General features: G+C 41.0%; 15 protein-coding genes. 11 read left to right on the top strand and 4 right to left on the bottom strand.

Annotated elements, in window-relative coordinates; all coding sequences use genetic code 11:
* Positions 1-13 precede the first annotated feature (13 nt).
* Positions 14-4,918 (bottom strand): nucleotidyl transferase family protein, encoded by a 4,905-nt coding sequence (locus tag QOL74_RS00075; RefSeq protein ID WP_283407385.1) that lies wholly within the window; start codon positions 4,916-4,918, stop codon positions 14-16.
* Positions 4,919-5,265: 347 nt separating this feature from the next.
* Here QOL74_RS00075 and QOL74_RS00070 point away from each other — a divergent pair, with 347 nt between their 5' ends.
* The 7 genes from QOL74_RS00070 (at position 5,266) to argS (ending at position 15,554) form a co-directional block, all read left to right on the top strand.
* Positions 5,266-6,936, top strand: a complete 1,671-nt coding sequence (locus QOL74_RS00070) for a sigma-54 interaction domain-containing protein (RefSeq protein WP_283407384.1) — start codon at positions 5,266-5,268, stop codon at positions 6,934-6,936.
* Positions 6,937-7,296: 360 nt separating this feature from the next.
* Positions 7,297-8,691: an aldehyde dehydrogenase family protein gene (locus QOL74_RS00065; RefSeq protein WP_283407383.1), complete on the top strand. Its 1,395-nt coding sequence runs from the start codon at positions 7,297-7,299 to the stop codon at positions 8,689-8,691.
* Positions 8,692-8,705: 14 nt separating this feature from the next.
* Positions 8,706-10,031: an aminotransferase class III-fold pyridoxal phosphate-dependent enzyme gene (locus QOL74_RS00060; protein ID WP_283407382.1), complete on the top strand. Its 1,326-nt coding sequence runs from the start codon at positions 8,706-8,708 to the stop codon at positions 10,029-10,031.
* Between the two features lie 181 nt (positions 10,032-10,212).
* Positions 10,213-12,603, top strand: coding sequence for an endonuclease MutS2 (locus QOL74_RS00055; RefSeq protein WP_283407381.1), 2,391 nt, complete (start codon positions 10,213-10,215; stop codon positions 12,601-12,603).
* A gap of 164 nt (positions 12,604-12,767) precedes the next feature.
* Entirely contained in the window at positions 12,768-13,103 is a 336-nt protein-coding gene (locus tag QOL74_RS00050; RefSeq protein WP_346771700.1) for a 2-thiouracil desulfurase family protein, read from the top strand.
* Between the two features lie 54 nt (positions 13,104-13,157).
* Entirely contained in the window at positions 13,158-13,775 is a 618-nt protein-coding gene (locus QOL74_RS00045; protein ID WP_283407380.1) for a GerMN domain-containing protein, read from the top strand.
* Between the two features lie 69 nt (positions 13,776-13,844).
* Positions 13,845-15,554: an arginine--tRNA ligase gene (argS, locus tag QOL74_RS00040; protein WP_283407379.1), complete on the top strand. Its 1,710-nt coding sequence runs from the start codon at positions 13,845-13,847 to the stop codon at positions 15,552-15,554.
* Between the two features lie 83 nt (positions 15,555-15,637).
* Here argS and QOL74_RS00035 read toward each other — a convergent pair whose 3' ends face one another.
* A complete protein-coding gene (locus QOL74_RS00035) occupies positions 15,638-15,832 on the bottom strand; it encodes a hypothetical protein (protein ID WP_283407378.1) in 195 nt (64 codons plus the stop codon).
* Between the two features lie 166 nt (positions 15,833-15,998).
* Entirely contained in the window at positions 15,999-16,592 is a 594-nt protein-coding gene (locus tag QOL74_RS00030; RefSeq protein ID WP_283407377.1) for a zinc dependent phospholipase C family protein, read from the bottom strand.
* 247 nt (positions 16,593-16,839) lie between these two features.
* On the opposite strand from QOL74_RS00030, the gene QOL74_RS00025 reads away from it, so the two are divergent.
* The 4 genes from QOL74_RS00025 (at position 16,840) to QOL74_RS00010 (ending at position 21,364) form a co-directional block, all read left to right on the top strand.
* The gene (locus QOL74_RS00025; RefSeq protein WP_283407376.1) at positions 16,840-18,651 is read left to right on the top strand and encodes a B12-binding domain-containing radical SAM protein; all 1,812 of its coding nucleotides are present in this window, start codon (positions 16,840-16,842) and stop codon (positions 18,649-18,651) included.
* Positions 18,648-19,133 (top strand): GNAT family N-acetyltransferase, encoded by a 486-nt coding sequence (locus QOL74_RS00020; protein ID WP_283407375.1) that lies wholly within the window; start codon positions 18,648-18,650, stop codon positions 19,131-19,133. The genes QOL74_RS00025 and QOL74_RS00020 overlap by 4 nt, the downstream gene beginning before the upstream one ends.
* 96 nt (positions 19,134-19,229) lie before the next feature.
* Positions 19,230-20,348: a tetratricopeptide repeat protein gene (locus QOL74_RS00015; RefSeq protein ID WP_283407374.1), complete on the top strand. Its 1,119-nt coding sequence runs from the start codon at positions 19,230-19,232 to the stop codon at positions 20,346-20,348.
* Positions 20,349-20,452: 104 nt separating this feature from the next.
* Positions 20,453-21,364 carry a bifunctional enoyl-CoA hydratase/phosphate acetyltransferase gene (locus QOL74_RS00010; RefSeq protein WP_283407373.1) on the top strand — a complete coding sequence of 304 codons (912 nt, stop codon included), beginning with the start codon at positions 20,453-20,455 and terminating at the stop codon, positions 21,362-21,364.
* A gap of 104 nt (positions 21,365-21,468) precedes the next feature.
* Here the strand turns inward: QOL74_RS00010 and QOL74_RS00005 are convergent.
* The coding region (locus tag QOL74_RS00005; RefSeq protein ID WP_283407372.1) for a hypothetical protein at positions 21,469-21,784 on the bottom strand (316 nt) is incomplete at its 5' end.

Genomic DNA, 21,784 nt, shown 5'->3' with positions numbered 1-21,784 from the left:
AATCGATAAACCATTAAGATGTGATTACCATTAACTCAAGTCTTTTCAGTAATTCGAGATCTTTTTTCAGATGCTCTGAAGCAGAGATGCTGAAATCATATTCCATATATGGCCCGTTGTCGGGATAACGCGGATAAATAAAGACCTCTCCAAGAAGTGCCAATGTCAGTTTTCGTTCATATAACTTTTGATATTCTTTTTCCAGAACGGTTAGAATTTCAATCGCGTTGAGAATGGATACTTCAGACATGTTATACAACTGACGGTTGGTGACTCCTTTGATAAAGGCAGGTGACGTATAGGGTAAAATCAAATTTATGGAAGGCAGCAGATTGCTTTTAGGGTATTCGCCTCTCCATAAATAATCACCTCCAATATAAGGGTAAAGAAGCGCTTCATTAAACCATAACCGTAGCTTGGGTATAAAATAGGCACTGTCAACAGCCCGGTTTTGAATTTCCATCAATTCTTTTCCCCTGCCCGACAAAATTCCCACAATGATTTTTTTAACCTCCAGTTTTTCCTCGTTGAGTAACGGATCCAGCGCACGAATTCGATAGCCTTTATTGAGCAAGTCATCCACAAGAATCACAGGACGATTAAATGACTTAATCATTCGGATTTGATGTTTGAGATCAAGGTAGTAAGGAAAGGAGCGAATGGTGAAGTGCTTCATGTCGGGATCAAACATTTTCTCGGTATGCAGTGATTTGGTGATTGTGTTGGGAACGATACTGCGATTCAACACATTGCCAAAAGGCACACACATCGATTCACCCATGCGCCTGGGTGATAATGGCACCGGTGGAATCTCATTTTCATGGCAGATTTTTTTGATGAGCGTTTCGTCAATAATGCTGCGATCAAAGGATAGTAATAAATGGCCGGGATAAAGTTCGGTGAGTACTTGTTGCATACGATGCCGCGTTCGATTAATCACATTTTGAACATGCTGATTGCTTTTGAAGGGTTCTTTGATGATTGTCATAATATCCAGATTCAGGGTGCATGGATTTGACATATCAACCGTATAAACAGGTTGCGCTGTTGGTGTGAAAGATAGTTCGGAAAAACCGTGAAGCTTGAGAATTTCATCGACTTCATCCGGCGTATGTTCATCTATTTTATTTTGATAAATCGCATAACCGTAGTCGTTTTTCAGGCAATAAGTGAGGGTTTCTGTCAGTATAACCTGATTTAGATTTTCAAAAGGATGATCCTTTACAGAAAAAATTCCGTCTATAAGGATAATGCGTCCACTGTAATGTTCGCGAATATGTTGAGAGATGTTGCGGTCTCTAAACTCCTGAAATATTTGTTCTGAGGGGATCCAATGAAGGGCTGCATAAGCCAGAATACGTCCATTTTGATTGACATCCCTGATTAGTATTAATCGACCATTGGGTTTTGAAAACACCTGTTCGATATTTTTGAATGAATAGGTGTAATTTTGATGGAATGTGGAAACGATATTGTTGATCAGCTCATAGGTGACATGATCGCGAATATCCACATCGAGTGAAATAGTCTGAATCATTGACTTATATTGGGGTTCATTTCGATACAGGTTTCTTTTGTAGATCAAGTGCTGCGCCAAGGGATCGATCATTCGGGAAATATCCCGGTTTTCATCAATATAGTTCCGAATTTGAGTAGAGCTGATTTCTTCATACTGTGTCGGTAGATTCAAGCGAACTGAAGGGTGATGAAGTGCTTCCAACACCTTGTTTAGGCGAGCGTGACTATCTGGCGAATAAGAAGCATTGCGCCTTTCAAAAACGATGTGGGGAAAGCTGAAAATATATTCGTTGGCAGGATCGCTGTACGCGGAGGCGTTAATGAGCACATCACTGCCTGCAACAAGGTGGACGCTGGAATTGGGGAAATTATTGTTCAAATGACGCAAGTCTTTGGGATTGGCCAGATTCACAGGCAGTTCTTCGGGATAGAGATAAATATCCAACTCATCAGCGATAGACATGTTGATAATATTTTTGCGGATTAAGTTTGGTTGTGTTCTTTTGGACCATGAAAACTCATCAACAGCTAAGTAGACTTCATAACCAAGGTTGCGAATGGCCTTTGTGATGGCTTTGTGTCCCAGTGTAAAGGGGTCAAAAGAGCCAGGGAAAAAAGCGACTCTTTCTGGCGTTGGAATTTCGATGGTTTTATGAAAAAAGGCATAATCAGAAATAAATCGGTACAGATGGTTTAATCCGGAAGAATTGGTAAGAAATAGAAGTTCATGATCTTCTGTCTCTTTGGAGAGCGTTAGTATTTTTTTGGCAGTCATCAGGAACAACTGATATTTTTCCGGCAATGAAAGTTTGTTGGAACCAAATACATCCTTGCCAAGAACGCTAAAAGAGATTTGCTGAATTTGAAGTTGGTGATGAACCAACCCATTAAGAAGGATCCCGAGCATCTTTTGAAGCCGATACTCATATCCTTCATCAGTTTCTTGAAAAAACTCCCGATAGCGGGGGTAGTTTTCGATGAAAATGCCAATGGTCTTCATCAGTAGTGAGTTAATTTCTGTATTGCTTTGTTTCAGTTTTTCATTTAGATCAGTAATCATTTCATCAAGTTCAACGGGCTGCAGATATATGATTATCTGACCGAGATAATCAGGAATGTACTTTGTATGCTGAGCACCGTCAATCTCAAGAGCACGAAGAAGCTCAATGGCTACGTCATTTCGTTGTTCGAGAGGCAGGTGTGGAAAGAGCTTCACCAATGATTCGCCAGCCTGAATTCGAACACTTTCAACAGAGCTGACTTTTAAGAGATTGCAATAATGCATAGCTGTGTATAGTTTGTTTAATGTAGGGTTCTGTTCCAAATATTCCTGCAATAACTCAACATGAATTCTCTTGGTAACCCAATTTGTTGCAGATTTAAGATTCGTCAGGTGGATATCCGGAACCTTATGGATATCCAGTTCATAAAACTCATGATACGGTGTAATCATCTTTTCTTCTGTGAACAATTTTTTAGCGAGTTTAAACATCAGATAGTTTTCTGCAGGCACCTGAGATTTATTGGGTTTATCAGTAAATAGGTGTCGAATTTTTTGGACAGCGTCGCTGTCGTCGGCAAAAAAATCGACCAGATAATAGATTGATTCGAGGATGGACATACGAAGGTCAACGTTTTCCAGATCTTCCAATCGATGATTGGAAAGAGAGAAGATAACGTAGTCAAAGAAGACGGCCAATGAAGGGTCGCCAGGAAACACAGGAATCCCTTTAATTGTATTTAACAAATGAATATCGGGCTGTTCGTGTATATTTTTTGATTCTTCAAAGAACTCCAGAAGAATTTCTTTATAGAGGCTGATAAATTTCTGCTCGCAACGGCTCAGAAGTTTTATAAGCATATGCTTAAGGCTATATCGAATCCAATAAGCATGAAGGTCGGTGATCTTATGGTCTGGATATAAAAAGAGTTTCATGTATTCCCGCAATAGGTCAAAACTGGTGATATCTGGCATAGGGAGTTTTACGTCTTCAGGCACTTCTTTGCGATAGTTTTCATCAAAGCAACTGATGATTTGACCAATCAGCTCAGCGCATTGTCTCCGAATGTCTTCTTCAGGATGTGTCAGTTTTTCATATAAAAATCTCAATGTAACAATTTTTTGCTTCTGGGTCAAATAAGCAGTGTATTCTTCAAACAGCCCGAGATATTCTCTGAAAATCTTGTCATTTTTCTCATTTCGAACAATTTCAATGATCTCGCTCAGAGAATCCTCATCACGAAACTTATAGAGCAAATGAATATTATGCTGAATAGCTAAATATTTCAAATTCTGGGTGATTTCATGACCCTGCATCAAAGAAAAATATTTTTTTCGACTTCTGGCAGAAATTCCAATGGGTTTTTCTGGGTCCACTTGGACACCAAGGTCAATCATATAGTCTTCGAAATCTTTTAACTTGGCATAGACACGGATGTAACGCTTTTCCTTTTCGGCATCAACATTATCAAGTTTGCTCAGAATGACAGAAAATGAGTCGGATAAGCTAAAATACGACATTTCATACTGATTCTTTTTGTTTTTAGAGTTCTTAACCCTGAAATCACTATAGATTAGAATTAATGACTCGAGAGGTAAGTTTTCCAGTTCCAGATCCCAAACTGAGTGGTTCAGGGCAATATGACCGATATTAAAGATGTCCCGCGATTTAAACCATAGTTCGGTGTAGTAATAATGGAGGTATGCAACACGCTTGTTTTCAAAGCTACGGCATCCATATTTTCCCAAATCATGACCGGCAGCAGCACCGGAAATCTTCCCTAAATCCACCGGGATACCAAATTCATGCAGTTGCTTAGCAATACGCATCGCTAAAAAATGGACGCCGCTAACATGGTCCATCGTGTTGTGCTGGGTAACTTCAAAATTTAATTTCATCATCTCGATAACATACTCATTTTTAAAGGCGCGAATAAACCTGCGATACTCACGCGAATATTCGTTTTGATTGTCATCGCTCTGAAATTCAAGCTGAAGGGGATAGCGGGCCTGAAAAGACGCACTGTCATGTTCTTGCTGAATGGACAATGTAGCACGCAAGGCTTCCAAATAAAACAGGCAGCCTGAGTCTAGTCGGGAATCCAGTTTGGTTTCAACTGCATCAGGGAAAGATTTGGATAAAGCAAATTGATAAATGTAATACAAGGGGTCTTCGGGGAAAGCTTCAGCCCACATTGTTTGGAGCATAGGTTCACATAATTTCTGCACATCGCGGCATGTGAAATGATTCTTCGAAATCATTGCTTCCAGTTTCCCTGAAAATGTCTCATTTTCCAAGAATGAAAAGATCAGATCAATTGATGAATCTGTTTGCTGAAGCAAGTCGGGTTGAGTCCAATGCTGTTTAATGAGCTGGTAAAAATCATGGCTGGTTTTCATCGTTGAAACCCCCTATTGATCGTCTCTATGATGGTGTTACAATATTTTAGAACTGTCACTGATTATTATACTTGATGGTAGCGGTTCTGGCGAATGAAATTCTGCTGTATCAGCGCGATTACTTATATACATTTATATCTCTTGGAGGATTCGGCGAAACATAAAGATTTGGCTATGACTGTAGAAAGGGATGTGTTGATATTTGAATATACCTGTATTTTGTGATACAATTTTGAATTGGAAACTATGATCTATTTGTGAATCAGCCAAATTGCAATCGGTTTAACTGGAAAATGACGTGCAACCAGTTTTTTAAGACATGCTGCAATAGATTGGGAGGAATGCGAATGGAATTTGTGAATCAATTATTAGACATGATTCCGGCGGGTATGGTGATTATTCGAGAAAACGGTGAGATCCTGTATCAAAACAAAAGAGCTTCTTTTTTTCTGGATTTATATCGCATAAAAATTGGAAACGAACAACAAATCGCCGCATTTATTGCAGACTTACAACAGAACCGACAGGAAAACTGGAAAGTGCTGGAAGATAATGATGTCCTTGTGCAGACTTATCTAATGGCAGAAGATCAGGATGGATGTATCTTTGGAGCTATGTTTTTTGATATTGAAAATATGGCAAACGTTATATCAAATGCAAGCACAGAAGAGTTTAAAATGATTTTTGATTCTGCCCAGGACGCTATTTTCATCGACAATAAAGACGGTGTCACCCAATGGATGAATAAAGCAGCCAGCCAACTGTATCAGGTATCGAAAGAGAATGTTATTGGCAAAAATATTGACGAACAGGAAAAATCAGGGCTGTTTTATCCATCTGTTGCCAAAATGGCTTTTACAAAAAAAGAAGAAGTAACCATTCTTCATAACAATCGACATGGAAAAAAACTAATGACAACAGGAACTCCCATTTTTGATAAACGGGGCAATATACAAAAAATTATTACCACATCCAGAGATATGACAGAACTCATATCCCTTAAAAACCAGCTTGAAGATGTTCATAACACGCTGGAAGAACTGAAAGAAGAACAACAGGAACGTATCGGTACATTGATTATCAAAAGTAAAAAAATGAAAGATGTTATACAACTCTCAAAACGTTTGGCACAAATCGATTCGACGGTTCTTATAACGGGAGAGTCGGGCGTCGGAAAGGGAGAAATTGCCAAATTCATTCATCTTTTCGGCGAAAATCAGGACAGGCCCTTTGTTAAAGTTAATTGTGGGGCAATTCCAGAATCCCTCTTGGAGTCAGAACTTTTTGGATATGAAGCAGGTGCTTTCACAGGTTCTAAAAAGCAAGGCAAGCCGGGTCTGTTTGAAGTTGCACAAAATGGTACTATTTTTCTTGATGAAATCTCAGAGTTGCCGCTTAACTTACAGGTTAAGTTACTGCACGCAATTCAAGATAAAGAAATTCAGCGTGTTGGAGGAATCAAACCAATACCCGTGAACGTTCGTATTATCACAGCCACAAATCAAGATTTAAATGAGATGGTGAGAATGCATCAGTTTCGTGAAGATTTGTATTATCGGCTAAATGTTGTCCCGATACATCTATCGCCGCTAAGAGAGAGAAAAGAAGATATTTTTCCATTGGTAACCTATTTTTTAAAAAAGTATAATGAGAAGTTTGCTGTTGAAAAACGCCTTGATTCGAACACAATTGATGTGCTTCTGCGTTATAGCTGGCCGGGAAATGTTCGGGAGCTGGAAAATATAATTGAAAGAATCGTTATTACAACAAAAGGACAGGAGATTTTGCCCGAGAATTTGCCGGGATTTATTTTGGGAGAAGACCATCGCCAAAAAGATATGAGACTTTCTGTGAAAAGCACACTGAAACAGACGGTGGAGGAAGTCGAAAAACAGGTGATTGCAGCGGCTGCTCAAAAACATAGAACAACCCGTGAAATTGCGAAAGTGCTGGATGTGAGTCAACCCACCATCGTTCGAAAAATGAACAAGTATCATATCAAATACCAAAGCAGTTAAGGTTCAACGTTGATTCACATTAGAATCACATGATTCAAAGACTGCTCAAAGAAGTAGACATTGACATTATTGAGATCATTTAAACATTTTCAAGCCCGTTACAATTGGACGAGTCATTAATGAATCGCAAGGAGGTGCTTGATGATGCCATTGCTGCAAACAACCGGACAAAAGAGTGATTTATCATAGGAACCACCATACTTTAACGAATAAACCTTATTTCGTTGCGGTTTCTGCTTGCCATCGCGAAATGTGGCACGGTACTTGCATATTAATCGCTATGATGGAACAAACATGGCTATTCATCATTTATTGTCCCGGCATTTGCCGGATCATAATTAAATTTTAGGAGGCGTTCAGATGGATCAAATGAATCAAGAAGCTGTTAAGTATGTTGCCGGGTTAATTGAACGAGCTCGAAAAGCTCAGGAAGCCATTGAGTATTATACGCAGGAGCAAGTGGATGAGTTGGTTGAGGCGCTTGTATGGAATATCGTAAAAGATGGACCTGCGCAGGAAATCTCCAAAATGGCGGTTGAAGAATCGCGCATGGGGAACTATGAAGGAAAATACAACAAATTAATGGCAAAAGCAAAAGGCGCTGTCCGCGATATGAAAGGCAAAAAATCTGTTGGTGTTATTGAAATTGATGAGGAAAAGCAAATCACAAAAATTGCAAAACCTATTGGAGTGATCGGGGCACTGATTCCATGCACAAATCCTGAAGCTACACCGACAGTTAAAGCAGCACATGCCATCAAAGGTCGCAATGCGATTGTTATGTCACCCCATCCCAGAACAAAAAAAACCAACACATACATTGTGGGTTTAATGAGAGAAACCTTGAAGCGTTTTGGAGCTCCTGAAGATCTGGTCATTGGCATTGAAGATCCGACACTGGAAATCAGCAACGAGTTAATGAAACAATGCGACCTGGTGGTTGCCACAGGTGGCGCTGGCTTGGTGCATGCTGCTTATTCTTCGGGAACACCTGCATATGGTGTGGGCGCTGGAAATGCTGTTGTAGTCATTGATGAAACTGCTGATATTAAAGATGCAGCAGAAAAAATCAGAATCAGTAAAACTTTTGATTTTGCAACCAGTTGTTCTGCAGAAAACTCACTCATTATTCAAAAAGATATCTATGATGAGTTTTTAGATGCATTGAGAAAAGAAGGTGGCTACGTCGTAAATCCTGAAGAAAAAGCAAAGCTTCAGGCGGCAATGTGGGTTGATGGCCATTTGAATCCTAAAATCATTGCTCAATCACCTCAGACCATTGCAGAAGTGGCCGACCTTTCAATTCCGGATGATGTTAAGTTTTATGTTGTGCCAGAAACTGGAATTGGAGCCGACTATCCTTTCTCAGGAGAAAAGCTGTCAGTGGTGACAACTGCTTTCAAGTATGATCAGTTTAGCGATGCTGTTGACCTTGTCAATACGATTACCAAGTTTCAGGGTATGGGTCACTCCTGCGGCATCCACTCATTTAATGAAGAACATATCATGGAACTTGCATTAAAAACGAAAGTCAGCCGCATGAACATCCGGCAAGGAATGGCGCCTGCCAATACAGGAAACTGGTTCAATGGAATGCCATTCACCACAAGTCTGGGTTGTGGAAGCTGGGGAGGTAACAGTGTTTCAGAAAATATCACATGGAAACACATGATTAATACAACTTGGGTGTCCAGACCATTTGCTCCTGTAGTTCCCACTGATGAAGAACTTTTTGGAAATGTGATGAACAAATAAAGGGAGGCGACAACATGCAAGATGCGGCAAAGGTCAAAAAAGATGACTTGGCGTACAACCTTCATTCCTGGAGTGCTCAAGGAGCATTAAACCCGCTGGTTGTTACCAAGGCAGAAGGCATTTATTTTTGGGATGCTGATGGTAAAAAGTACTTTGATATGTCATCACAATTGGTCAACATGAATATCGGACATGGTCACAAAAAAGTAATTCAAGCCATCAAAGATCAGGCAGATAAAATGGCATTCATGGGACCTGCATATGCCTTTGAAGCCAAGTCTGAAGCTGCCCGAAAAATTATTGAAGTTGCTCCTGACAACATGGGCAAGGTCTTCTTTACAAATGCAGGTGCAGAGGCAAATGAAAATGCCATCAAGATCGCCCGCATGTTCACAGGTCGGCACAAAATATTTTCCCGCTATCGCTCCTACCATGGAGCCACTTATGGGGCCGCTAACCTCACCGGAGAACCCCGCCGGTTTGCCAGCGAACCCGGTATTGCCGGTTTTGTGAAGTTCTTCGATCCTTATGTCTATCGGGCTCCATTCCCCTTCAAGGATGACGCCGATGCTACCAAATACTACATTGGACAACTTCGGGAGCAAATTTTATACGAAGGCCCTCAGCATGTTGCTGCCATCTTCCTGGAAACAGTTACAGGCAGCAATGGGATTATTATACCGCCAGAGGGTTACCTTAAAGGCGTAAGGGATCTTTGCGACGAATTTGGCATCGTAATGGTTTGCGACGAAGTCATGGCTGGCTGGGGTCGTACCGGTGAGTGGTTTGCGGTAAATCACTGGGATGTGAAACCTGATATTATTACTTTCGCCAAAGGATCCACCTGCGGATATCTGCCGTTGGGTGGCACCATTGTCAGTAAAGAAATTGCAGCTTATTTTGATGACAATGTGATGTACTGCGGTCTCACCTACAATGGTCACCCCATGGGTTGTGCAACAGCCTGCGCCACCATTGACGTTTATCGGGATGAAAAGCTTATTGAAAACTCCAAAAACCTGGGCAAGGTATTGGGGAGCCTGCTGGAAGATTTGAAAGCGAAACATCCATGCGTGGGTGATGTGCGCTATATCGGACTTTTCTCAGCGGTGGAACTGGTGAAAGATAAAGAAACAAAAGAGCCCATTGTCCCTTACGGTAAAGATCCTGAAAAAATCATGAAAAAAATCTTGGGGATGCTTCAAAATGAGGGTTTTGCAACTTACAGCCACGAAAATATTCTCATTGTTGCACCACCATTGTGCATCACTGAAGCTGAATTGCGGGAAGCACTGGCTATTCTCGATCGCGTGCTGGATTCCGCTGACAACATGATTTAAAGCTTTCAGTTTTACTGGGTCTCTTTCCTCATGATGGGGAGAGGCCCTTTTTTCAATGGGTGATGCTGCTGTTTCTTCTCGTGTGCCAGCCATCAACGCTGGCTTATGATGATGAACTGTGCTACAATAATGTCGGTAAATGGTGAGTGGCAATACAGACATGCAGGAAAGGACATTCATTATGAATCAACGAACATTGAGAGTGCTCGAGTATGATAAAATTATTGAAATGCTTGGACTGGAATGTCAGTCTCCGTTAGGACAGCAGCTTGCAGAATCAACTACCCCTGAAACAGAGCTGTTGCGGATTCGAGAATTGCAGCAAGAAACTAGTGAAGCCGAATCACTGATTATGCAGAAAGGCCCCATACCTTTATCGGGACTCCAGGATATCAGTGTGCTTTTACGCAGAGCTGATATAGGCGCTGCTCTTGACCCGGGACAACTACTTGTGGTGGCGCGGCAGCTGTCTTTGGCACGAAAATGTCGTTCACATATGCAGTCCATCGACCAGCGTGAAAAATTGTCCAGGATTCATAGTCTGGTATCTCAAGTTCAATCAGTTAAAGCACTTGAGGAACGAATCACATCATGCATTATAAGTGATTCTGAAGTTTCTGATCAAGCCAGTTTGCTATTGCGCCAAATCAGGAAACAAATACAGCAAAAAAATGAAGCGGTTAAATCAAAACTTAATCAAATGATACAGTCAGTCAAAACACAAAAATATTTGCAGGATCCTATCGTCACGATCCGACAGGGAAGATATGTCATTCCAGTTCGGCACGAGTATCGAAATATGGTGCCAGGACTGGTGCATGACCAGTCTTCCAGTGGAGCAACATTATTTATTGAACCGATGGCGGTTGTCGAATTAAACAATCAGCTAAAGGAACTCAAGCTTAAAGAAGAGCTGGAAGTTGAGCGAATTTTAATGGAGCTAACTGATGAAGTAGCTTCGCATGCATTGGCACTGAGCGATAATCAGGAAAAACTGCAGTTTCTGGACTACTGGATGGCAAAGGGACTCCTTTCAGTTAAAATGAAAGCCGTTGAACCTTCTGTGGTGGATAATCAAGTCATTCATCTTCGAAACGCACGTCATCCATTGATAGATCTAAAACAGGTGGTTCCAAACAACATCTTGATTGGTGAAAAGTATAATGCACTGGTTATTACAGGTCCGAACACAGGCGGTAAAACCGTAGCTTTAAAAACGGCAGGTTTGTTCATTCTTATGGCTCAGAGTGGTCTGCATTTACCAGCTGACTATGGAACGACTGTGGGAGTATTTCACGAAGTTTTTGCCGACATAGGAGACGAACAAAGCATCGAACAGAGTCTAAGCACTTTTTCTTCTCATATGACGAATATTGTTGAGATTCTGCAGCATTTTACAGGAAGATCACTTGTGTTATTGGATGAACTGGGAGCGGGCACTGACCCCGACGAAGGAGCGGCCCTTGCCATGGCCATTCTTGATCATCTAATACGTGCTTCTGCAACAGTGGTTGCGACCACTCACTATAGTGAACTTAAGCAATATGCATTAACAAATGAACGTGTTGAAAATGCTTGTGTAGAATTTGATATAGCCACACTGAGTCCGACTTACCGGCTATTAATCGGTATACCGGGAAAATCCAATGCTTTTGAAATTTCTAAAAAACTTGGAATAAATGAACATATCGTTGAAAATGCAAGAAAATTATTGACGACAGAGAATGTTGCCTTTGAAGATGTGCTTCAAACCATTGAAACGAACCGTGTAGAAATAGAAAAAGAATTAAAGATGGCTTCTGATGCCCGCATTGATGCTGAAAAAATCTTAGGGCAAGCGAAGGCTCAAAAATTCAAACTGGAAGAACAGCGAGAGGCGATTCTGGCGGCAGCACGAAGAGAGGCACAACAGCTCCTCAAAAAAACAAAAGCAGAGGTTGATCAGACGATACTTGAACTGAGAAAAGCACAAGATGCAGCGCACCAACAGAGTCTGGGCCGCGAAACAGAAAAAATCAGAAATCGCATTCGGGAACAATTGGATGAGGTGCAGGGAGGAGAACCTGATTTCCTGCTATCAAATGAATCTGATGATAGAAGTCAAAGTCGTGAGAAGTCGTTTAAAAAAGGTGATGAAGTGCGAATCCCATCCCTAAACCAAACAGGAAGCATTATTTCTATTGATAGTAACAATGAAAATGCATTGGTTTTAATGGGAATGATGAAAATGACGCTCCCGATAAGCAATCTTGTGAAAGAAAACCGTAAACAGCAACACATTCAAAAAGGAGTCCAGAGAATCATAAAGAGTAAAGCAGAAACAAGCAAGGCGGATATTGATGTTCGTGGGACTGATTTGGAAGAAGCACTATATCTGGCTGATAAGTTTCTGGACGATGCGTATCTAAGCGGGAGAGAACAAGTAACCATTATTCATGGTGTTGGAACGGGAGTATTGAAACGGGGCATTCAGACGATGTTGTCCGGTCATCGGTTGGTATCAAAATATCGTGATGGTCAATATGGTGAAGGTGGCGCTGGTGTAACGATTGCAACTTTCAAAAAGAGTTGATTGGTGGAAGCATTGGAAATGGAGGGGAATCATGATTGCAATCAGTGCATGCCTAATGGGAATTCCCTGTCGCTATAATGCAACAGCGGCAAACTGCTCGGGGCTGCAATTTTTAAGCATAGATCATCCCCTTTTGGTATTTTGTCCGGAGGTGATGGGGGGGGCTGCCTATTCCCCGTGAACCGGCTGAAATTCAAAAAGGAACAGGTGCGGATGTATTGTCAGGTCAGGCATTGATTAAAAACTCAAAAGGCATTGATGTCACGCAGTTATATTTATCTGGTGCACAAAAGGTACTTGCCATGTTAGAAAGTCATAATGTTCAGGTGGTGATCCTGAAAGAGAACAGTCCAAGCTGCGGCTTGTGTTATATTCACGACGGAGAGTTTAGAGGTCGGTTGGTAGAGGGCAGCGGTGTCTGTGCACAACTTCTTAAAAATCATGATTTCAAGTTGTTCAATGAACATCAGATCGATGAAGTTTCCCACTTGGATGAGTAGTCTGCAAAAATGATTTGCTGAAACTGTCAAATAACAACTTAGTGAGGTGATTTTTTGATTTCTCTCCAAAGCAACTTATTGAAAAATAATATATTACTGGTTTTGTTGGGACTGGCATTGGTTTTTTCGACAGCGTGTCGCCGGGCATTGCCTGAAGAATCCCCTGCGGGACCTCCGCAGACAGTTGAGAATGATGTATCAGAAGAAGTTGAGCCAGATTCGATGGAAGAAGAGTCAGTAGACAGGGTATACTATGTTTTGTACTTAAAACATCGAGATCAACCTTTTATTTTTTCAGATACATACAGTATTCGCGAAGACGCACCGGAGTTGGAGAATAGTTCATTGGCTGCTTTTGTTGTTGAACAATTGATCAACCAACAGGGCGTTGGTGAGCTGGTTAATCCAATTCCCCCAGAAACACAACTTCTCTCCATTCTGCAGGATGGCCGATCAACAACAGTTAATCTTTCCAGTGATTTTTCTGATAATATGACGGGATCAATTGAAGATACGGAAGCAACCATTGCGATGGTGGTGAACTCACTTATCACGCTACCGGGTATTGACAGGGTGATATTGCAAATTGATGGTGAAATCCCTTCAGAAATAAACGGTTTGGCTATTCGTGGTGTATACGAGTTTGTGACGGATTATTATCCAGACAAATAATCCTCAAGAGAGCCTAAGGATTATCAGCTGGATTTAAGTTGGACTACTTGAATGGAAGGAGAAAAAACAATGAATCAATACAAAAAAATGGTGGCAGCGGCCATCGCTGCCCACGTGCCCGAGCTTGATATGCGTGAAATATCAACTATGATTGAAACTCCCCCCGAAGCGCATATGGGTGATTACGCATTCCCTTGTTTTCGGCTTGCAAAAACCATGCGCAAGTCTCCGCAGCTCATTGCTGAGGATATTTCCAATAAAATTATCTGCCCTGATATCTTTGAAAAATGCATGAATGAAGGAGCTTATGTTAATTTTTTCTTCAACAGAAAAAAACTGGCAGAAGAAATGATAGGCCAAGTATTGGCGGAGAAAGAATCTTTTGGAAGCTCTAAGGAAGGCAATGGGAAGATCATTTGCATAGACTATTCTGCTCCCAATATTGCCAAACCTTTTCATGTCGGACATTTGCGTTCGACAGTCATAGGCAATGCACTCTATAAAATATACTCTCATTTGGGATACACATGTATCGGAATTAATCATTTGGGTGATTGGGGAACACAGTTTGGAAAAGTGATTGTTGCGTATCGAAACTGGGGAGATGCAAAAGCCATTGAAAAAGAACCGATACAGTCGCTGCTGGATTTATATGTGAAGTTTCACGAAGAAGCAGAGAAAAATCCTTCGCTGGAAGATGAAGCCAGAGAATGGTTCACCAGAATGGAAAAAGGAGATGAAGAAGCGCTTTCTCTTTGGAAGTGGTTCAGCACTGAGACGATTAAAGAATTGGAGAAAATCTATGCCTTATTAGGCGTGAAGTTTGATTATTATACCGGTGAAAGTTTTTACAATGACAAAATGGAGCCGGTTCTTCGTGATTTAGCCGATAAAAATCTCCTGACGGAAAGTCAGGGTGCCACTATGATTGATCTAGAAGCCTTTGGAATGCCGCCATGTCTGGTCCAAAAAAGTGATGGCAGTACCTTATACGCAACGCGCGATATTACCGCTGCAATTTATCGAAAAAACACATATGATTTCTTCAAATGTCTTTATCTCACTGACTACTCACAAAAACTTCATTTTGCCCAGTGGTTCAAAGTAATTGAACTCATGGGATACGAATGGCATTTGGATCTGCTGCATCTGCCTTTTGGCCGCGTAACCCATGAAGGGAGAAGGATTCAAACACGGAAAGGAACCGTTGTTTTGTTGGAAGAAGTGCTCAACGGTGCGATTGATCGAGTCAAAGAAATTATTGAAGAGAAAAACCCGAATCTGGAGAATAAACTGGAAACGGCGGTAGCTGTGGGTGTTGGTGCCGTTATTTTCAATGACCTAAGTAATAACCGCATTAAAGATATCTCTTTCTCATGGGAAACCGCATTTAGTTTTGAAGGTGAAACTGGCCCTTACGTACAATATACACATGCACGTGCTTGCAGTGTTCTGAGAAAAGCCTCAGAAGCCGCTATCAGCCAAGCAAATCATATGGAAGGACAGTATTTAACTGACGACATCAGCTATGAAGTGATTCGGAAGATTGAACAATTCAGTGACAGCATTGCTGATGCTAAAAATAAAAATGAACCTTCTATCCTGACACGTCATGTCATTGATTTGGCACAAGCATTCAATCGATTTTATCATGATCATCCGGTATTGAACGCAGAGCCGGAACAGCGAAATGCCAGGTTGGCACTGGTAGCAGCAGTGAAAGAAACACTGAGTACGGGACTATCCCTGCTTGGTATTCAGGCTCCAGAAAAAATGTAGAATCAGTAAAGAAAACCACAAAAAAACCGGAACCATTTATCGGGAATAATCCGATGGTTCCGGTTTTGTGTATTGCTCCGGTACTAGCTTTGCATTAAAGACAATAATTCTGCCTCTGTGACATCTGACAACGCTGTTAATTGTTGGATTAAATCGTCTTTTAAATCAATAAAGGCCTGAATATGCATGTGTTCACCGGTATATTCCAGGGCCTGCAGAATCATTAAAAAGTCTTTCTTGGAAATGTTTTCGATAGAAATATGGTTAAAATTTTCCATGGGAAGCCTCTCTTTCTTCAAGGTTTTACTGAAACTATTTTATCCCAACCAGTTCGCAGATGCAACCCTAAATCAAATCAACCAACAAGGCGGAATAATGCCTATCATATGTGAGTGCACAATAAAAGCGGGCACATGATACCCGCTTTCACATATGTTGAGGCCGTTATGCGGTTGCGTGAAGGGCTTCAGTGCGGCACATGGACTGTTGCACAACCATAAGCCCAACAGAGCGTGAAGCATGAACAGAACTGTTCAAATCATTCAAGTAACTCTCGCTTCTTGATTGGTAAACACTATGAAGATCATCAAGATAACCTGTGACTTGATCAAATTGCGAAAAATCAATCCACTGGTTACTTCGAATAGCTTTAGGAATATGAATTGTGTGCTTAAACATTTGGTGAAGTTTAGCTTCATATTGACAGTGATTAATGAAATGGTGTTGATAAGTCTTACGGTCGTTGTGAGGAACGCAGAAGTAATCAGCAATGTAATGTGTTACGATACCAATCTTTTGTGACAAGATGGCGATGGCTGCCTTGTTGTCGGGGGTGTGCTTCTGCGACAGCGCAGTAATTTCTTGGCAGATAGTTGGAAAAGACTGCTGTTTAAAGTGTTTAAGCTTAGGCAAACCTGAATACAAATCAGGTTTAATGCTTCCATAGATCAATTGAGTTTTATTCAGCTTTATACGATGGTGCCTAAAAACATCGTCATAGATGAGACTAGCAATGATTGCATGACTTTGGGGAAACAAATAACGGCCACCTTTCCTGTATAATCAACTGCCTTCCATTATAAACAATGTGGAATCAAATCGCAATAGGTTTACATAAAATATTTGCCTGATTCTTTAATTTAGGTGTGCGCGTGGATGATAATGGGCGTACTTAAGCTCTTATAATGGATAATATTTGTTTTGAAGGCTGGCCATGCTATAATATAAGACATGAGGTGCAAAACAATAAACAAAAAGGGACGTACCTACGGGAGGCAGTTGATCGTTGAATATTACTTTGACAGCTATAAATGCTCGATATGTTCATACAAATCTGGCGGTTCGATACCTCAATACCCGATTGAAAAATTCTTTTGAAGTTTCTGTTGTCGAGTATACAATCAATCATGATTATCAGGAAATTCTTCGGGAACTTTATCTGTCAGGAGCGGATGTTGTTGCCTTTTCTTGTTATATCTGGAATATAGAAATTGTCATTAAGATAGTGAACTCTTTAAAAAAGATTAAACCAGAGATGCAGATTATTCTGGGAGGACCTGAGGTTACATATGATGCGCAGCAAATCATGAAATCCTGTGATGCAATTGACTTTATTATTACAGGAGAAGGTGTTGAAGAGATTTTTGAACTGGCAGATGCGTTGGCGAATGATAAAGATTATACGAACATTCCAGGAATTAACTATCGAATACGCGGCCGAGTACATTCAAATCCTCATGAACAGTGTTCGACCTCTGCATTACTGGAACTATCGGCCTACGAGTATGAGCCAAATATGGAGCATGATAAAATCTATTATTGCGAAACATCACGAGGGTGCCCGTTTTCATGTCAATTTTGCCTGTCAGGAAACGATTCAGGGGTTGTTTTTTTTCCATTGGAGAAGGTTTTTAAGGAACTCAACATTTTCCTCGAGGCACAAGTGAAGCAGGTGAAGCTGGTTGATCGCACTTTTAATGCGGATCCTAATAGAGCAATGAAATTATGGCAATTTTTGAAAGAACATGATAATGGCGTTACGAATTTTCATTTTGAAATCAGTTCGAGATTATTGACCGAAGAGATGTTGGTGTTTCTTGAAACTGTTCCACCGGGATTGTTTCAATTTGAAATTGGCATTCAAACCACCTGCAAGCAAAGCCTCAAAGCAATCGGAAGATCACAGGAACAAGAACGAGAATTCAGTGTGATTCAGCGGCTCATCCGATCAAGCAACATTCATATACACGTTGATTTAATAGCCGGACTACCATATGAAGATTTTTTTCGGTTTCGCGAGTCTTTTGACCAAGTGTTTCACCTCCAGGCCGATATGTTGCAGCTGGGGTTCCTCAAGCTTATTAAAGGATCTGGCCTGCGGAATAAGATTTTAGATTATGGCTATGTCTATCAAAGCCATCCGCCTTATGAGGTTCTCGAATCGCACGTCGTCAGCTATGGTGAAATCATTCAACTTAAGCAAGTGGAAGAAGTTTTGGAACGTTATTGGAATCATGGACATTACCGCGAAACAATACGGTTAACACTGGATATTTCAAAGAAATCACCATTTTCTTATTTCGGTGGGCTGGCACTCGAATGGAAAAAAGCGGGTGGGTGGCATCGTCAAATCGGTCAGGCCGAACAATTTGATATACTACGTCGGTATTTGCACCAAACCATTGATGATGATTACAAGTTTATTGATCACGCACTTCTTTACGACTGTGCGCTTGCGGGATACCGCGGGAAATTGCCTGATGAAATACATGAAACGATGGCGCCAATTAACAAAGAACTGATACATGAACTTCTTCATCATGTTTGCTTTCGTGAGAAGTATTTTCCAGATATGAAACAGATGCCTTCAAAAAAATACTTACCTTTTGTTAAATTGTTCAGTCTCCCTGCACATCTGATAATAGAAAACGGCCATCTAAAAATTGCTGTCTATGATAATTCTACGATGGTGGAAACAAAAAAAGACTGGTTAATGATATATCCACGCAACAGAACATCCAGAAACCAGCACATACCAGTTGTTAATGTGGAAGAAGAACTGGAGGTTTGTGGAGTCTGGAAGGAGGGAACGATTTGAAAATCCAGTATCATCAGTCCTCGCTTCAGGATGCACCTGATATGTTTACACTATTTCAGCAATTAAAACAAGAACAACAAGAAGTTTCCTTCACTGATGCAACAAATACTGAAGATATCATCACATGGATGAACACAGAAGGGAATTACTTCTACGTCGCTCGCACAAATCAGCAAGTCATTGGTGTATTGCGCGCGACAAGAGGGACGTGTGAACAGCAGCATGCATGTCATGTGACGATAGCTGTCTCGTCGGACTATCGTCAGCAGGGTATTGCAAAATCACTTGTTTTATTCGGTCTCTCTGATCTGAAAACCGCGGGAGTGAAGATAGCAAGAGCATTGATTTTCAGTGATAACAAAGCATCTCTCAACACATTAATGGCAGCTGGATTCAGTATATCCGGATCCATTGTTAAACATCATTATCATCATCAGCGCAACACCTATATTGATGATGTTATTCTTTTTAAAGAATTATAGCGTGGCTGCAATCTGGTATGCATTTGATGTGAAACCAAACACTTGGAAACAGTAATAGATTAAAGAATTAAAAGCAAGAAAAGTAGGGAGGATGAAATGGGAATTATTGATGATTGGGCTCTCAAAACAACTGAACAGTTAACTTTTATACAATTAAGACCTGGGTTGGTGATGGGAAACGAACAATTTAAAGTTCCGCCAGAAGGACTCTACGTTCCGCTATTGACAGATGAGCTGGCGATACGTATTCAAATGAATGATGAAAATCAGATCATCAGTATTCCAGCGATCATTAGAGGTATGCTTCTGCTGTTGGGAGCCGACCCAACCTTTCAATATATTGAGACCTATCGGATGTTTCTAAGAGGATTTCAGGAAGATTTGAAAACAGTGGTCTTTGAGTCTGTAAAGCAATTAGAAAAACAGAAAAAACTTAATGAGGCAGCTGTTATTTTGAGAGGCTATTTAAGATGTGAAAACGTTGAGAAAAAAGCAGCGATGATGCTGGGTGGATGTTATGTACGCATTGCCGGTTCAGACCAAGAAGTAGAACCCCTTCTTGAAAAAGCACTAATGCATGAAGCTTATCAATTATTGGAAAAATGTTCTGAAGCGTGTCAACATGAAATGTTATTGCATTATTACCTCGGAATTTACTATTACTGGCAAAAATCATATATGAAAGCACAAGAAGCCTGGGAAACGGCGTTGTCGTTGACAACGATCTCAAAGCAGAAGAAGCACATCAACCAGAAGTTGAGTCAGATGGCGCCTTTAGTTACATACGAGAAGGGGTACAATTTTATATTGCAGGGACATTCGCATGAAGGAATTAAATTATTGAAAACATTAGAGACAATAAAAGATGACTGGTGGAACCTGTTTTTCTTCATAGCGCTTGGATACCGTCAGATTGGAGCGCTGGATGATGCAATCATGTATTATGGCAAAGTGATCAATATCCGGGGCTTTCACCAACAAACTGCCATTGAGCTTTCTGAGATTTTTTATGTCAAAGGTGAATTAGAAAAAGCAATACTCTGGATGGAAGAAACGCTTTTGCAGCATCCCGATCAACCAGATCTTATGTGTCGCATGGCTGTTTTGACCACGGAGGCTGGGCGTTATCCAGAAGCTCGCGAGTGGATTGAAAAAGCACGAAAAAATGGCGCTGACCCTCATCTTCTGGCCAAAGCTGAACTGCTTATTCCCTGATCATTTCGGTTTTTGCTTTGCTGGTTTAGACGATTATAACGAAGACACAAATTGTGGGCTATGTTATACTTATTGTAAAACGAATAAACAATTGAGGTGAAAGAATGATTCGTCATATGAAAAGCTTAATCGAGAATGCCGCTAAAGGGAAGAGAATGTCACTGGCTGTTGCTGCTGCGGAAGATAAGGATGTCCTGCTAGCTGTGAAAGCTGCCATAAAAAGTGATCTTATTTCAGCACAGCTTTTTGGGGATGAGACTGCTATCAGGCGTATTGCTGCCGAAATCGAGCTGGATCTTCAGCAAATATCAATTATTCCCTGTGATGATTTTTCCATATCAGCCAGAAAAGCAGTACAAGCAGTCAGTGATAGAAGGGCAGATTTTTTAATGAAAGGACTGCTTGACACATCAATTCTTTTAAAAGAAGTGCTGGATAAAGACTTTGGATTGCGCACGGACAGGCTGTTAAGTCATGTGATGATCTACGAACCTGCTGCATATCATAAGTTCCTTTTATTGACAGATGGCGGAATGAACATCACCCCTTCTCTTGATCAAAAACAAATGATTATTACGAATGCTGTTGAAGTTGCGAAAGCGCTTGAAATAAGCCCTGTCAAGGTTGCCTGCGTAACAGCAAAAGAAAAGGTGTCTGAAAAAATGACTGCTACTGTTGATGCAGCTGCGCTGAAAGAAATGCAGAAACAGGGAGTGTTCGGAGACGGCGTGGTGATTGAAGGGCCGATTGCATTGGACTTGGCTGTTTCCAAGGAAGCTTGCAGAATAAAGGGTTTTGAGAGTCCGGTTGGGGGCGATGCCGATATCCTGTTGGTACCCACCATTGAAGTGGGGAATGGAATTGGAAAGACATTGACTTATATGGCGCAAGCACCATCCGCAGGTATTATTATGGGTGCAAAAGTTCCAGTGGTCCTGGTGTCAAGGGCAGATTCTGCAGAGTCAAAACTCTATTCCATCGCACTGGGTAGTGTCATTGCAGCTAAAATGAGATAAATTTCCGTCCAAAGTAGTTGTATATGGATATTTTAAGTAAGAGGTGCGGGATATTACATCGGCACCTTTTCTTTTTGGCAAAGTGGATTGACGCCATCTGTCAATTATGCTATATTAGGTGTTGCCCTTTTGTTTAAGTGGTGATGTAAGCGATGGTTTGCCAGAAAAAACTTTACAAAATCTTCACAAAACGGTTGACAGGCAAGATGAAAGATGGTAAAGTATAAAAGTCGCACGGATCGAGACAACGCAAGGCGAGACAAGGGATGCGGCGAACACGTTCTTTGAAAACTGAACAGCAGGAAGAAGCGAAGAGAACCAAAAAAAGCCAGAATCTGAAAAGAGACTGGGTTTGGGAAAAAAATTCTAATAAGAGTTTGATCCTGGCTCAGGATGAACGCTGGCGGCGTGCCTAACACA

The organism is Anoxynatronum buryatiense, assembly GCF_900182905.1.
In the GTDB taxonomy this organism is placed as follows: domain Bacteria; phylum Bacillota; class Clostridia; order Peptostreptococcales; family Tindalliaceae; genus Anoxynatronum; species Anoxynatronum buryatiense.
Note: the sequence above shows the minus strand (reverse complement) of the source record. Positions and strands in the feature narration are given on the sequence as shown.